Origin of the sequence: Nocardia stercoris, assembly GCF_003696265.1 — a bacterium.
In the GTDB taxonomy this organism is placed as follows: domain Bacteria; phylum Actinomycetota; class Actinomycetes; order Mycobacteriales; family Mycobacteriaceae; genus Nocardia; species Nocardia stercoris.
Window position 1 is genome coordinate 120,239 of the sequence record NZ_RFFH01000015.1, and the last position, 13,002, is coordinate 133,240.

Here is a 13,002-nt window from a genome sequence, read left to right on the forward strand (position 1 = left end):
TGATTCGCGGAGGCGGCCTATAGGCTCCGACCGTGGGAGTTTCAACAGCGATGCCGGTATCGGCGGAGCCGGAGCAGCAGGGGCGGTGGCCGGAACGGGCAGCTCGGGCCAGGCTGCACTACGTTTCCGGCAAAGGCGGAACCGGTAAGTCGACGGTGTCGGGGGCCTTGGCTCTCGCGCTCGCGACGGGTGGTCGCCGGGTGCTTCTGGTCGAGGTCGAGGGCAGGCAGTCGATAGCGCAGCTGTTCGATCTGCCGCCGCTGCCGCCGACCGAAACCAAGATCGCGACCGCGGACGGCGGTGGCGAGGTGATCGGGCTGGCGCTCGACGTCGAGCACGCGTTCCTCGAATACCTCGACATGTTCTACAACCTGGGCTTCGCGGGCCGGGCCATGAAGAAGATGGGCGCGGTCGAGTTCGTCACCACCATCGCGCCCGGGCTGCGCGACGTCATCCTCACCGGCAAGATCAAGGAGTGCGCGCAGCGCACCACCAAGGCCGGTAAGCCCGTGTACGACGACATCGTCGTGGACGCGCCGCCGACCGGCCGGATCGCCGGCTTCCTCGACGTCACCTCCGCGATGACCGAGGTCGCCAAGGGCGGCCCGATCGCCAACCAGGCCGAATCGGTCGCGAAGCTGCTGAAATCCGATCAGACGATGATCCACCTGGTGACGCTGCTGGAGGCGCTGCCGGTGCAGGAGACCGCCGACGCGGTCGCGGAACTGACCGCCGCCGACTTCCGGATCGGCACGGTCGTGGTGAACCGGGCCGGTGAGAGCCTGCTGCCGCCCGAGGTCCGTGCGCGCGCCGCCACCGGCGAGATCGACGTGGACGCGGTCCGTTCCGGACTGGAGGCCGCCGGAATCGAGCTGTCCGACAACGACTTCGATGGCCTGTTGCGCGAAACCGTCGAGCACGCGGCCACCGTCACCGGTCAGGACGACAACGCTGACGAGCTGGCGAAGGTCGACGTGCACCGGCTGTTCCTGCCCGCCCTGCCCGACGGCATGGATCTCGGCGGCCTCTACGAGCTGGCGGCATTGCTGATCGATCAGGGAGTCCGCTGATGACGTTGCCGCCGAACACGACTCGGCTGGATCTCGGCCGCATCGTCGACGACCCGGCCGCCCGGGTCGTGGTGTGCTGTGGCTCGGGCGGGGTCGGCAAGACCACGACCGCGGCCGCCATCGCCCTGGCCGCCGCCGAACGCGGCCGCAAGGTGGTCGTGCTGACCATCGACCCGGCCCGCCGGCTGGCCCAGTCGCTGGGGGTCAGCGATCTCGGCAATGCCCCGCAGCGAGTCGAACTCGGCTCGGACGCGCGCGGCGAGCTGTACGCGATGATGCTCAACATGCGGCGCACCTTCGACGACATGGTGCTCGAGCACACCTCGCCGGAGAAGGCCGAGCAGGTCTTCGCCAACCCCTTCTATCAAACGGTGGCCTCCTCGTTCGGTGGAACGCAGGAGTACATGGCCATGGAGAAGCTGGGTCAGCTGACCGCGACCAAGGAGTGGGACCTGATCGTGGTCGACACGCCTCCGTCGCGGAACGCGCTCGACTTCCTGGACGCGCCGAAACGCCTGGGGTCCTTCCTCAATGGACGGATGATCCGGGTGATCATGGCGCCGGGCCGCGGTGTGGGCCGGTTGGTCACCGGCGCGATGAGCCTGGCGGTGCGCGGGGTGTCGACGGTCGTCGGCGGCCAGATGCTGAAGGACGCTTCGCTGTTCCTGCAGTCGCTGGAGTCGATGTTCGGCGGATTTCAGGCCCGCGCGGACCGCACCTATGCGATGCTGTCCAGAGCGGGTACGCATTTCGTTGTGGTGGCGGCCGCCGAACCGGACGCGCTGCGCGAGGCGTCGTTCTTCGTCGACCGGCTCTCGACCGATCGCATGCCGCTGGCCGGGCTGGTGCTCAATCGCACCCACCCGGTGTTGTGCTCGCTCTCGCCCGAACAGGCGTTGACCGCAGCCGAGCGGCTGGACGCGGACCCGTCCACAGCGCTCGCCGCGGACGTGTTGCGGATCCATGCCGAGCGGGTGCACACGGCGGACCGGGAACGGCATCTGCTGCACCGGTTCACCGACGCGCACCCACAGGTCGCGATCAGTGCGGTCACGGCGCTGCCGTTCGAGGTCGCGGACCTCGAGGCGTTGCGTGTGGTCGGTGCTCAGCTCGTCGGCGGTTAGCCCCACCGCCGGAAGCGGAGTTCGACTGTTGCCGTGAGCGACCGCGCCGGCCGGCGATGACCCCTGTGCCGAAAACGGTCCGAGCCCGCACACCGCAGGCTCGGACCGTTGTGCCTGATAACTAGATCGCGACCTTCTGGTGTCGCTGCGCGCGGAAGAAGTCGGCCCACGAGGTGACCTCGGGGTGCTGCTTGAGCAGCGCGCGACGCTGACGCTCGGTCATCCCGCCCCACACACCGAACTCCACGCGGTTGTCCAGCGCGTCGGCTCCGCACTCCATCAGCACCGGGCAGTGCCGGCAGATGGTGGCCGCCTTGCGCTGGGCCGCACCCCGGACGAACAGCTGGTCGGGATCTACTTCCTTGCAGCGCGCCTGGGAGACCCACGCGATCCGCGCCTCGGCCTGCTCTACATCCAATCGAGCGATCGGGGTTGTCATATGCATTTGGTGTGCCCCTTTGCAGTCCGAACACCGAGGTCGATCGGTGCTCCAGAATCTCGCTCGGCTCGCAGTACCCCATCCTCACTGCGAACCACGCCACATTCCACTTTGAGTGTTAGCTCTATCACACTGGTTTCCCAATCTAGGTAAAGGAACCGGGGCAGCGCAAGACCATCTCGGGATTTTTTGGTACGACCGTCCATGCAAATGCCGCATAGAACCGGGCAGTCCCCCGGTTTCGGGCGACACGCCAAGCGCGACACGCCGAAGATGTCACTAATTGCCCATGACACCAACGGGCCGAGACCCGGGGCCCACGTGTTCTCAGCCCGGGCAATTAGGCTGTCGCCCGTGCCGATCTCACAAACGCTCGGAAAGATGGCCACGGCCTGCGTCCTGGCGGCCGTGCTCCTCGCCGGGCTGATGTTCCCCCTCGCCGGCGGCTTCGGATACCTGTCCAACCGCGCGGCCGACGCCGTGGACAACGTCTCCGCGGAACTACTCGACGGTACGGCCCCGGCCGTCTCCACCATGGTCGACGCGACCGGCGCCCCGATCGCCTGGCTCTACGACCAGCGTCGCTTCGAGGTCCCCAGCGACAAGATCTCGAACGACATGAAGCTGTCGATCGTCTCCATCGAGGACAAGCGATTCCTCGACCACCACGGCGTGGACTGGCAGGGAACCTTCCGGGCGTTCCTGACCAACACCTCGTCCGGCGGCGTCCAGCAGGGTGGCTCCACCCTCGACCAGCAGTACGTGAAGAACTTCCAGCTGCTGGTGGTCGCCAAGACCGACGCGCAGCGCCGCGCCGCCGTCGAGACCACCCCCGCGCGCAAGCTGCGCGAGATCCGGATGGCACTGACCCTCGACAAGCGGCTCAGCAAGGACGAGATCCTCACCCGCTACCTGAACCTGGTGTCGTTCGGCAACGGTTCCTACGGCATCCAGGACGCGGCCCAGACCTACTTCGGGGTCGACGCCAAGGACCTCAACGTGCCGCAGTCGGCCATGCTCGCCGGCATGGTGCAGAGCTCGTCGAAGCTCAACCCGTACACCAACCCCAAGGGCGTCACCGAGCGCCGCAACACCGTGCTCGACACCCTGATCACGAACAACCCGGGCCGGGCCGACGAGTACCGCAAGGCCAAGGACGAGCCGCTCGGCGTGCTCCCCGAACCGAAGTCGCTGCAGCAGGGCTGCATCGGCGCCGACGATCGCGGATTCTTCTGCGATTACGCCATGGAGTACATGGAGAACGCCGGCATCAGCCTGGACCAGATCAACAAGGGCGGGTACCGGATCGAGACCACACTCGACCCGGTCGTGCAGAACGCGGTCAAGGCCTCGATCAACGACGTCACCAAGCCCGACCTGCCCGACATCGCCGAGGTCATGAGCATCGTCGGCACCGGTCAGGACTCGCACCCGGTGCTCGCCATGGCCTCCAGCCGCGTGTACGGCCTGGACCAGGGCCTGCACCAGACCGTGCAACCGCAGCCGTTCTCCATGGTCGGCGACGGCGCCGGCTCGATCTTCAAGATCTTCACCACCGCCGCGGCCATGGAGAAGGGTCTCGGCACCAACGCTCAGCTCGACGTGCCCGGCTTCTTCGTCGCGAAAGGCATGGGTAACAGTGGTACTCCCGGCTGCCCGGCCGAGTCCTACTGCGTGAAGAACGCCGGTAACTACAAGGGTTCGATGTCGGTGACCGAGGCGTTGGCGACCTCACCGAACACCGCCTTCGTCAAGCTGATCGGTGACGTCGGCGTGACGCCGACGGTCGACATGGCGGTCCGGCTCGGCATGCGCTCCTACACCGAGCCCGGCAGCTCCGGCTACGGCAACCAGAGCCTGGCCGACATGGTGAAGCAGCAGAACCTGGGCTCGTTCACGCTGGGCCCGTTCGCGATCAACCCGCTGGAACTGTCCAATGTCGCTGCGACGCTTGGCTCTTCGGGCAAGTGGTGCCCGCCCTCGCCGATCAAGCAGGTGCTCGACCGGTTCGGCAAGCAGGTGCCGCTCACCCAGCAGGCCTGCGAGCAGGTGGTCGACCCAGGCCTGGCCAACACCCTCGACAACGCGCTGAGCCAGGACGCGGTCAGCGGTACCGCCGCCGGTTCCGCGCGCGCCGCGGGGTGGAGCGTGCCGGTGTCGGCGAAGACGGGAACCACCGAGACCAACAAGTCCTCGGCCTTCCTCGGCTTCACAAACTCGATGGCCGGCGCCGCCTACATCTACGGCGACTCCCCGACCCCCGGCGAGATCTGCTCGTTCCCGCTGCGCAGCTGTGGCAGCGGAAACCTGTTCGGTGGTAACGAGCCGGCGCTGAGCTGGTTCAAGGGCATCAACCCGGTGTTGAACACCTTCCCGCCCAGCGCACTGCCGCCGCAGGACGACAAGTACGTGCGCGGCTCGAACAACTCGCAGATCCCGGACGTGACCGGCCAATCCGAGGGCGACGCCCGTTCGACGCTGATCGCCGCCGGATTCCAGGTGCAGTCGGTGACGGTGCCCGGCACCCAGGCCAAGGGCACGGTCGCGAGCACGTCACCGAACGGGTCCGCGATCCCGGGCTCGGTGATCACCATGAACATCAGCGACGGCACCCAGCGGGAACTGCCGCCGCCCGGTGCGCCGGCGCCCGCCGGGCCGCCGCCGCCGGGTATCCCGATCCCGATTCCGCGACTGCCTCCGCTGCCGATCCCGGTACCGCGGTAGCCGACGAAAACGACTGTGCCGCCGAACCTTTCGAGGTTCGGCGGCACAGTTCGTTCCGGGGCCGCTACAGCCGGGCCTTGACCGCGGCGGACAGCCGCGACCCGTCCACCCTGCCCTGGGCCATCGCCGTGGCGACCTTCATGACCTGTCCCATCTGCTTCATGTGCGGACGAGCGCCGGTCTGCTCGGCCACCTCGGCGATCGCGGTGTCCGCGATCTCGGCGACCTCGGCGTCGGACAGCTGTGTGGGCAGGTAGGAGGCGATGATCTCCTCCTCGGCCCGCTCGTTGGCGGCCAGTTCGGGACGGTTGTTCTGCTCGTAGATGACGGCCGCCTCGGAGCGCTTCTTCGCCTCCTTGGCGAGGACGGCCTGCACCTCGCTGTCGCTCAGCTCCCGCGCCTCGGCGCCGGCGACCTCGGTGTTCTGGACGGCGGCCAGGAGCATCCGCAGCGTGTTCACGCGCAGCGGATCCTTGGCCTTCATCGCCGTGGTGAGATCGGCCCGAAGCGTGGATTTGAGTTCCGACATGCGCTCAACGTAACGCGTACCGGCGCCGGGTCCCAGTGAATTCCGGCCGTGCCGTCGCCGCGTCGTCGGCGCGACCCCTGCCGGGCGGCGGAAACGGGCTGCGCGTTCGGCGGTTCGGTCGCCTATCCTGGTCGAATGCCCGTCATCTCGTCTGTTGCTCTCCGCCGGGCCGCGCTGGGAGCCACCGGAGTCGCCGTCGCCGGTGTCGGATACGCCTCCCTCATCGAACGCAACGCTTTCGTCCTGCGTGAGACCACCATGCCGGTGCTGCGCCCGGGCTCGGCGAGCCTGCGCGTGCTGCACATCAGCGACCTGCACATGACGCCCGGGCAGAAACGCAAGCAACAGTGGGTGCGCGAGCTGGCCGCGCTGGAACCCGACCTGGTGATCAACACCGGCGACAACCTGGCCCACCCGCGGGCCGTGCCGTCCGTGGTGCAGGCGCTGTCGCCGCTGATGTCGCGGCCGGGCATGTTCGTGTTCGGCAGCAACGACTATTTCGCGCCGGTGCCGAAGAACCCGTTGAAGTACTTCGACAAGAACCACAAGCGCGTCTTCGGTGACCCGCTGCCCTGGCAGGATCTGCGCGCGGCGTTCGCCGAGCGCGGCTGGGTGGACATGACGCACGTCCGGCGCGACGTCGAGGTCGCCGGAATCAAGATCGCCACCGCCGGGGTCGACGACCCGCACCTGCAGCGGGACCGCTACGACACCGTCGCCGGTGCCCCGAACCCGCTGGCCGACCTCAGCCTCGGCCTCACCCACTCCCCCGAACCGCGAGTGCTGGACCGGTTCGCCGCGGACGGCTACGACCTGGTCCTGGCCGGGCACACCCACGGCGGGCAGCTCTGCCTGCCGTTCTTCGGCGCCCTGGTCACCAACTGCGGGATCGACCGGGCCCGGGTCAAGGGCCCGTCCCGCTGGGGTGCGCACACCCGGCTGCACGTGTCGGCCGGCCTGGGCACCTCGCCGTGGGCGCCGTACCGCTTCTGCTGCCGGCCCGAGGCCACACTGATCACTCTGGTCGCAGCGGCGCCGAAACAGTCCCGCACCGCTCCCGATATCGCCGCGACAACTGCTGGCGCCCACTAGTTTTCGCTGCTCGAGCCCGCGAGCACGCAGCGGGTTCGCCGCTGCGTCGTCTCGCGGGCCGTTCAGGCGCTAGTATTCGGCCCAGCCGAGACAGAAGGCAGGGCAAGAGCGTGACCAGTGGGTTCGAGGGCCGGGAAGACGACCAGACGCGGGCGATCCGCCGTCAGCCGCCCAGCGGCGGCGGCGATGCGACCGAGATGTTCCAGGCGCCGCAGCAACCGGGTTACGACCCGACGCAGCAGTTCGGCGCCCAGCAGTACCAGGCGACCCAGCAGTACAACGCCCAGCCGGGCGGTCAGCAGCAGGCCTACAGCCGGCAGTACGAGGCGACGCAACAGTTCGGCGCCCAACAGTACGAGGCCACGCAGCAGTACAACGCCCAGCAGCACGGCGATCAGCAGCGGTACGAGCCGACCCAGCAGTACGGCGCCGCTCCCGGCGGCCGCCGCGGCCCGCAAGGCGGCTACGACCGCACCGAGATGTACCCCGGCGGCGGATACGGCAACGACCCGTACCGCGACGAACAGTGGCCGCAGACCGGCGGCTACGCCGCCGAGCCGGACTACGCCGAGCCCGATCGGGGTGGGAACGAGCCGGCGCCGAACAACCGCAACCGCAACATGATGCTGGCCGGCTTCGGGGTCGGCGCCTTGGTGATCGTGGTGGTCGCCGTGGCCGTGCTCATGTTCAGCGGCGCCAAGACCGGCACGACGACGCAGGCCGCGACCACGACCGGCGCGGCCACCACCTCGCTGGACCCGAACGCCGGACTGTCGACGACCACCAAACCGACCTCCGCGACCAGCACCACCAAGACCACGACCACCACGAAGCCCCCGGTGACCGGCCCGCTGATCCCCGGCTACCAGATGGTGCAGATCCCCGATCACGGCGCCGCCTACGACGCACCCACCGGCTGGCAGACCCAGGCGGCGGGCCAGATCGGTTCCGGCGCAACGGCTGTCCAGGTCGCGGGCATGACCCAGGACGGTTCCGGATACTGCCCGAAGGGGTCCCGCACGACCGCGTTCCTGGCGTCCTCCGACAAGTCCGACGGCCCCTCCGCCGCCGTCGACGTCGGCTCCCGGACCGCGAAGGCCGCCTGGGCCAACACCACCGGCGTGACAACCGGTGCGACACAACAGATCAGCTCGCTCGACGGCGAGATGCAGGGCAGCTACGTGCAGACCACGGGTACCGTCACCGGCGCCGCCCCCGGCTGCGCCAAATCCTTCGCGGTCTACACGTTCGCCTTCCCCGCCGAAGCCGGCTACTACGTGATGACCATCGCCGCCGACACCGGCATCAGCCAGGCCATCGACCCCGCCACCGCCCAGCGCATCGTAACCTCCATTCGCCCGATTTCAGGCCACTGACCAGCCGATTTAACGCCAGCCCCCACCCTGCGCTAAGCTGATCCCGTTCACATCACGGGGTGTGGCGCAGCTTGGTAGCGCGCTTCGTTCGGGACGAAGAGGTCGCAGGTTCAAATCCTGTCACCCCGACTCGTGTGTGGAGACACGATTACGGCTCCTGACCAGTTCGACTGGTCAGGAGCCGTTCTTGTTGGCGGGATCGACAACTGGACGTTATTGCCCGCTTCGTACCTGCCGTCGGCCTCGGAAACCTCACCGAGCAGCCTGGCACGCATGAGGGGCGAAGCCGCCGGCACCAGCGATCGGCCTGGCTGTGGCCCGGTCTACCGAACCGCGGCATGACCGACCAAGTTGAGGACCACCGTCGGTCGATCTGGTGAGAACGATCACGCCGCATAATGATTCGTGGCTGACCGGGTTCTCAGCCACGCTAGGTTGACGACGTGCTTACCGCGCTGATCGCTGTCGGTGGAACGCTTCTCGGCTCCATCGTGACGTTTGGATTCCAGCGACTCACAGCCGACAGGACTGTGCGCCAGGGATTCCGCGAGCGACTGAGACAGGACCGCCTGAGCGCCTACAGCGCCTTCGCCGCGGTGGTCATGGAGTATCGACACTTCGAGAACGACCGGACCGGATGGCACCGGACGACACGAATCCGCGGCTGAGTGACACCGAGCAGGCGCCGATACCGTCGTGGTCGTCGGGGCCGCTGGACGCAGACTGCGTAGTCTCACGGGGTGCCCTGTGACCTCCCTCGTTTCGAGAACCCGCCGGCATTGCCTCATACCGATGTGGTGGAGATCTTGGACGGGGTGCTCGGGGGTGGGGCGGGGGAAGATGCTGCGGCGGAGGCCCTGGTCGGCATCGCCCTCGATGACGACGACCGGGAGTTCATCGAGTATTGCTGTCTCGAAGTGGGGACACGGGCTGTGCCGGGGAGTTCTCTGCTCGGACTTGCCGGATTGTGCTTGGGCCACACGGCTCGTCGCTTCGGGTATTTGAGTGATCGAGCGGTCGAGCTGGCCGAGGCTCTGGCCGCACGAGCGGGGGCAGACCCGTCCGATGTCGATGGGCGCGCGCTCGACGGACTGGACGATATTCGTTGGTACCTGCGTGACCAGGTCGAGCAGCAGCCGTCAGGCGACGTTCGCCCTGTTGACGATGGTGTGTAGTCGCGGGTCGGCGGTGTGGTTGTTTCTACGTCCGTGCGGGAGTGTCGGGCCGTCGGGGCGGGGGATGGTTAACGCCGGTGGGGCGGGGTACGAAGATCTGGTTGGAAAGGTTCCATGCCGAACAGAACTGGAGATGTCATGGGTTCCGCTGCGCTCGATTGGGTCATCGCCGGATACAAGAACGGGGATCCTGTGGCTTCGGCGCTGTTCGTGCCACTGTTCATCGTGCTGGGTCTCGGGCAGATCCTGCAGGGCAAGCCGTTCTGAGACTTCGATTACACCGGGGCCGGCCTCTTTTCCACAAGGAGGTCGGCCCGATTTTTTGGCGGCCGGGAACTGTTTTATAGTTGGCGAAACTGCTCGCATTCGTGTGCCCGGAAATGAAGGTTGTCGTTCGATGATGTTGTCGCTCGCCCACGTTGGTGACGCATCTCGGTATACCTCGGCGCGCGGTGCGGAGTTCGATTCCGCTGCTGGATATTCGGTGGTGACATCATGACGGCGGCGACTCGCGTGCGCGGGGCCGCGGCCGGAACCGCCTGTGGCGCATTGGCTGTGGCGGCGCACGGATCCGCCGGGACGCTGCCGGGTTCCAGCGACACCACCCTGTTGTTGCTCGTCAGCGCGCTGGTGGGGGCCGGGGTCGCGGTGGCCGGAGGCAGCCGGATCCGGTTGTTCGGGCTGCTCGGCGCGGGGCAGGCGTTGTGCCACGCGCTGCTGGCGGCGGATATCGCGCCTGGTCACGGCGGGATGGCGATGCCGGGGCAGCCGGGCTGGGCGATGGTGGGCGCGCACGCGGTGGCTACCGCAATGTGCACGCTGCTGATCGCGGCGGCCGAACGGTTCCATCGGGCGTTGACGCGGGTGGCCTGGGCGCTGCTGCGTCTCTTCGACCCACGACCGCACAACCCGGATCAGCTGATCCAGGGCCCGCAGGCGATCGCCTGGGCGGGCCGCCGGGGGCTGTCCGTCTCGATTTCCCGGCGCGGGCCGCCGGTCTTCGCCGCCGCACACTGACCTATCGGTCCAGCTGCCTGCGGCTCTCGCTTCACCGCCACATCCGGTCATCGGTTGGCGGTGCGGATCCCGCGCTGATCACGCCGACCGTTCCGGTCGGCAACCGCGGCGACCGCAATCCAGTACCGGCATGTTCTCGTGAATTAGTTCGCGCCGAGCGCCGGATAATTCCAGGGAATTCCGATCTCCGGACATTTGTGGATACCTGCATGCCGGAAATCAATTTCCCCAGTGCCTGCGACCGATATTCCGACACCAGCGGAAAGGCACCTCGCCTGCCCGGAAATATCCGTCGGTAATTCACGTCGAACCGCACTGCCGCAGTCATCCCCTGCGACACACCTTCTTCCGCGAACCTCGTTCGCACAGTTAGGACTCTGATGAAGACCACCTATGCCCTCACCGCCGCCGCCACGATCGCCATCCTGGCCGGCGCCGCCGGAACCGCCTGCGCCGAAGCCCCCGCCGCAGCCGTCGTGTCCGGAAACACCGCGGACCACTCGGTGGTGCTGACCTCGAACCCCACTCCGGCCGCCGCGATCGACGCGCCCGCCCCCGACGCGCCCGCCGGCACCCCGGACGCGCAGCCGATCCACGGCGACGACAAGCACGAGTCCAAGGACGACAACTTCGACGACGCCCTGAGCAACTTCAGCACCCAGCTCGGGCTGGGCACCAGCCTCGGCACCCTGCTCGGCTCCGGTAGCGGTCTGGTGGGCGGCTGTGTGCTCGGTGGGCTGACCGCCGGCGGGCTCACCGCTCCGCTGTTCTTCGGCGGCGCGCCCGGCGGCTGCCTCGCCGGTGCGGTGGCCGGCGCCGGACTGGGCACCGTGGTGGGTACCGTCGCGCTCGGCGGTTCGGCGGCTGTCCTCGGCGGTGGTCGGCTGGCGGGCGCGCTGGCCCACTAGGCCCGCTGACCCGCGCCTGGTTCCGCAACGAACCGACACCGGCCCACTCGCCACCCACGACCGGCAGATGCGGCCGACCGGCCGGTCGTGATCACCACTCACCGGTACCCCCGGGCTCGATCGAACGAGCTCGGGGGTGCCCGTGTGTTGCGACCAGGCGAAGTGACCACTCTCACTCTGTCACTTCACTGCTGAAAAACCCTATGGCCTGCGGATATAGTCCGAAGGTCGAACGCGTCGAGGTGCGGGAATCCGGTGAGAGTCCGGAACGGTCGCGCCACTGTGTCCAGCCCTGTGCTGGGAGTCAGACCTCCCCTCGGTGCGACTGTTGCCGAAGGGGACGCGGAATCCCCAGAAGGGTTGTACCCCAATGTCTTCCACCGGAGCCCGGTTCTTCCGGGATGTGCTGGGCACCTGGACCCGCCGCGATTGGATCGCCGCGGCCGGACTGCTCGGTTTCGTAGCGGTCGCGCACGTGGTCGCGTTCGGTCTGTTGTTCGCGGTGGTGGCGCCGCACCGGTATCAGCTGGGCACCTCGGTCTTCGGGGTCGGACTGGGGCTGACCGCCTACACGTTCGGGCTCCGGCACGCCTTCGACGCCGACCACATCGCCGCGATCGACAACACAACGCGGAAGCTGATGACGGACGGGAAGCGGCCGAAGTCGGTCGGATTCTGGTTCGCGCTCGGGCATTCCACCATCGTGTTCGTGCTCGCCGGGCTGGTGATCGCCGGCGCGCAGGCGGTCGGCACCCTCACCGATGATCAGTCACCGGCCCGGCACATGCTGGGCACCATCTCCACGATCAGCTCGGGCACCTTCCTGTACTTGATCGCGGCATTCAATATCGTTGCGCTGGCAGGCATCTGGAAGGTGTTCCGGGAAACTCGGCAGGGCAACTACAACGCCACCGAGCTGGAGACCGCGCTCGACTCGCGCGGGTTGTTCGCTCGCCTGCTGCGCCCGCTGATGAGCATGGTGAGCAGGCCGGTCCAGGTGTATCCGATGGGTGTGCTGTTCGGGCTGGGTTTCGACACCGCCACCGAGGTCGCGCTGCTCGCGATGGCCGGTTCCGGTTCGGCGGCCGGCCTCCCCTGGTACGCGATTCTCCTACTGCCGCTGCTGTTCTCGTGCGGCATGACCATGATGGACACCATGGACGGCCTGTTCATGAACGTGGCCTACGACTGGGCGTTCTCCAACCCGGTCCGCAAGATCTTCTACAACCTCACCATCACCGGCCTGTCCATCGCGGTGGCCTTCCTGATCGGCTCGATCGAACTGATCGGCGTGCTGCACAAGAACTTCGACCTCGACGACCCGATCACGAACTGGATCTCCGGCATCGACCTGAACAATGTCGGCGTCGCCATCGTGGGCCTGTTCGTGGCGGCCTGGGTCGCCGCGGTCGCCTACTGGAAGCTCGCCCGCGTGGAACAGCGCTGGACCCCGGCGCCTGCCGTGGAGGACTGAAAAGGCCCGGAAAGCACTGAGCTCGGCCGAAATTCGGCCGAGCTCAGTTCTCTCACCCCAGGGCCTAGCAACCC

The 13,002-nt window shown here is 67.7% G+C and carries 13 protein-coding genes, 1 tRNA gene and 1 riboswitch; of the genes, 12 read left to right on the forward strand and 2 right to left on the reverse strand.

The genetic code is table 11. From position 1 onward, the window contains the following. Positions 1 to 50 precede the first annotated feature (50 nt). Positions 51 to 1,070, forward strand: a complete 1,020-nt coding sequence (locus tag EBN03_RS26660) for an ArsA family ATPase (protein WP_122190877.1) — start codon at positions 51 to 53, stop codon at positions 1,068 to 1,070. After that, positions 1,070 to 2,194: an ArsA family ATPase gene (locus EBN03_RS26665; RefSeq protein WP_122190878.1), complete on the forward strand. Its 1,125-nt coding sequence runs from the start codon at positions 1,070 to 1,072 to the stop codon at positions 2,192 to 2,194. The genes EBN03_RS26660 and EBN03_RS26665 overlap by 1 nt, the downstream gene beginning before the upstream one ends. Before the next feature lie 121 nt (positions 2,195 to 2,315). Here EBN03_RS26665 and EBN03_RS26670 read toward each other — a convergent pair whose 3' ends face one another. Beyond that, positions 2,316 to 2,639 (reverse strand): WhiB family transcriptional regulator, encoded by a 324-nt coding sequence (locus EBN03_RS26670; RefSeq protein ID WP_122190879.1) that lies wholly within the window; start codon positions 2,637 to 2,639, stop codon positions 2,316 to 2,318. 375 nt (positions 2,640 to 3,014) lie between these two features. Between EBN03_RS26670 and EBN03_RS26675 the strand changes: the two genes are divergently transcribed. After that, complete coding sequence (locus tag EBN03_RS26675) at positions 3,015 to 5,357, forward strand: penicillin-binding protein (protein WP_158675748.1); 2,343 nt, start codon at positions 3,015 to 3,017, stop codon at positions 5,355 to 5,357. 64 nt (positions 5,358 to 5,421) lie between these two features. Here the strand turns inward: EBN03_RS26675 and EBN03_RS26680 are convergent, their stop codons facing one another. Beyond that, entirely contained in the window at positions 5,422 to 5,886 is a 465-nt protein-coding gene (locus EBN03_RS26680; protein ID WP_122190881.1) for a GatB/YqeY domain-containing protein, read from the reverse strand. A gap of 135 nt (positions 5,887 to 6,021) precedes the next feature. Between EBN03_RS26680 and EBN03_RS26685 the strand changes: the two genes are divergently transcribed. From EBN03_RS26685 to nicT, 9 genes are all read left to right on the forward strand, one after another. Continuing rightward, on the forward strand, positions 6,022 to 6,978 hold the full coding sequence (locus EBN03_RS26685; protein ID WP_122190882.1) for a metallophosphoesterase: 957 nt from the start codon (positions 6,022 to 6,024) through the stop codon (positions 6,976 to 6,978). A gap of 110 nt (positions 6,979 to 7,088) precedes the next feature. Further along, positions 7,089 to 8,354 carry a hypothetical protein gene (locus EBN03_RS26690; protein WP_122190883.1) on the forward strand — a complete coding sequence of 422 codons (1,266 nt, stop codon included), beginning with the start codon at positions 7,089 to 7,091 and terminating at the stop codon, positions 8,352 to 8,354. Positions 8,355 to 8,409: 55 nt separating this feature from the next. Then, positions 8,410 to 8,483, forward strand: a tRNA-Pro gene (locus EBN03_RS26695). Positions 8,484 to 8,797: 314 nt separating this feature from the next. Then, positions 8,798 to 9,022 (forward strand): hypothetical protein, encoded by a 225-nt coding sequence (locus EBN03_RS26700; protein WP_122190884.1) that lies wholly within the window; start codon positions 8,798 to 8,800, stop codon positions 9,020 to 9,022. 72 nt (positions 9,023 to 9,094) lie between these two features. Continuing rightward, positions 9,095 to 9,529, forward strand: a complete 435-nt coding sequence (locus EBN03_RS26705; protein WP_199742972.1) for a hypothetical protein — start codon at positions 9,095 to 9,097, stop codon at positions 9,527 to 9,529. Between the two features lie 138 nt (positions 9,530 to 9,667). Beyond that, on the forward strand, positions 9,668 to 9,796 hold the full coding sequence (locus EBN03_RS35625; protein ID WP_267899311.1) for a hypothetical protein: 129 nt from the start codon (positions 9,668 to 9,670) through the stop codon (positions 9,794 to 9,796). Between the two features lie 228 nt (positions 9,797 to 10,024). Beyond that, positions 10,025 to 10,546, forward strand: a complete 522-nt coding sequence (locus tag EBN03_RS26710) for a hypothetical protein (RefSeq protein ID WP_122190886.1) — start codon at positions 10,025 to 10,027, stop codon at positions 10,544 to 10,546. 380 nt (positions 10,547 to 10,926) lie between these two features. Then, entirely contained in the window at positions 10,927 to 11,454 is a 528-nt protein-coding gene (locus tag EBN03_RS26715) for a hypothetical protein (protein WP_122190887.1), read from the forward strand. Positions 11,455 to 11,674: 220 nt separating this feature from the next. Then, positions 11,675 to 11,818, forward strand: a riboswitch (adenosylcobalamin (AdoCbl) riboswitch). 6 nt (positions 11,819 to 11,824) lie between these two features. After that, positions 11,825 to 12,928, forward strand: coding sequence for a Nickel transporter NicT (gene nicT, locus EBN03_RS26720; RefSeq protein WP_122190888.1), 1,104 nt, complete (start codon positions 11,825 to 11,827; stop codon positions 12,926 to 12,928). The last annotated feature ends 74 nt before the right edge of the window (positions 12,929 to 13,002 follow it).

Excerpts from the sequence above, each read along its gene's own strand:
- EBN03_RS26715 (WP_122190887.1), top strand. The coding sequence starts at position 10,927 with ATGAAGACCACCTATGCCCTCACCGCCGCCGCCACGATCGCCATCCTG.
- EBN03_RS26685 (WP_122190882.1), top strand. The coding sequence starts at position 6,022 with ATGCCCGTCATCTCGTCTGTTGCTCTCCGCCGGGCCGCGCTGGGAGCC.
- EBN03_RS26710 (WP_122190886.1), top strand. The coding sequence starts at position 10,025 with ATGACGGCGGCGACTCGCGTGCGCGGGGCCGCGGCCGGAACCGCCTGT.
- EBN03_RS26665 (WP_122190878.1), top strand. The coding sequence starts at position 1,070 with ATGACGTTGCCGCCGAACACGACTCGGCTGGATCTCGGCCGCATCGTC.
- EBN03_RS26680 (WP_122190881.1), bottom strand. The coding sequence starts at position 5,886 with ATGTCGGAACTCAAATCCACGCTTCGGGCCGATCTCACCACGGCGATG.
- EBN03_RS26675 (WP_158675748.1), top strand. The coding sequence starts at position 3,015 with ATGGCCACGGCCTGCGTCCTGGCGGCCGTGCTCCTCGCCGGGCTGATG.
- EBN03_RS35625 (WP_267899311.1), top strand. The coding sequence starts at position 9,668 with ATGGGTTCCGCTGCGCTCGATTGGGTCATCGCCGGATACAAGAACGGG.
- nicT (WP_122190888.1), top strand. The coding sequence starts at position 11,825 with ATGTCTTCCACCGGAGCCCGGTTCTTCCGGGATGTGCTGGGCACCTGG.
- EBN03_RS26670 (WP_122190879.1), bottom strand. The coding sequence starts at position 2,639 with ATGCATATGACAACCCCGATCGCTCGATTGGATGTAGAGCAGGCCGAG.
- EBN03_RS26660 (WP_122190877.1), top strand. The coding sequence starts at position 51 with ATGCCGGTATCGGCGGAGCCGGAGCAGCAGGGGCGGTGGCCGGAACGG.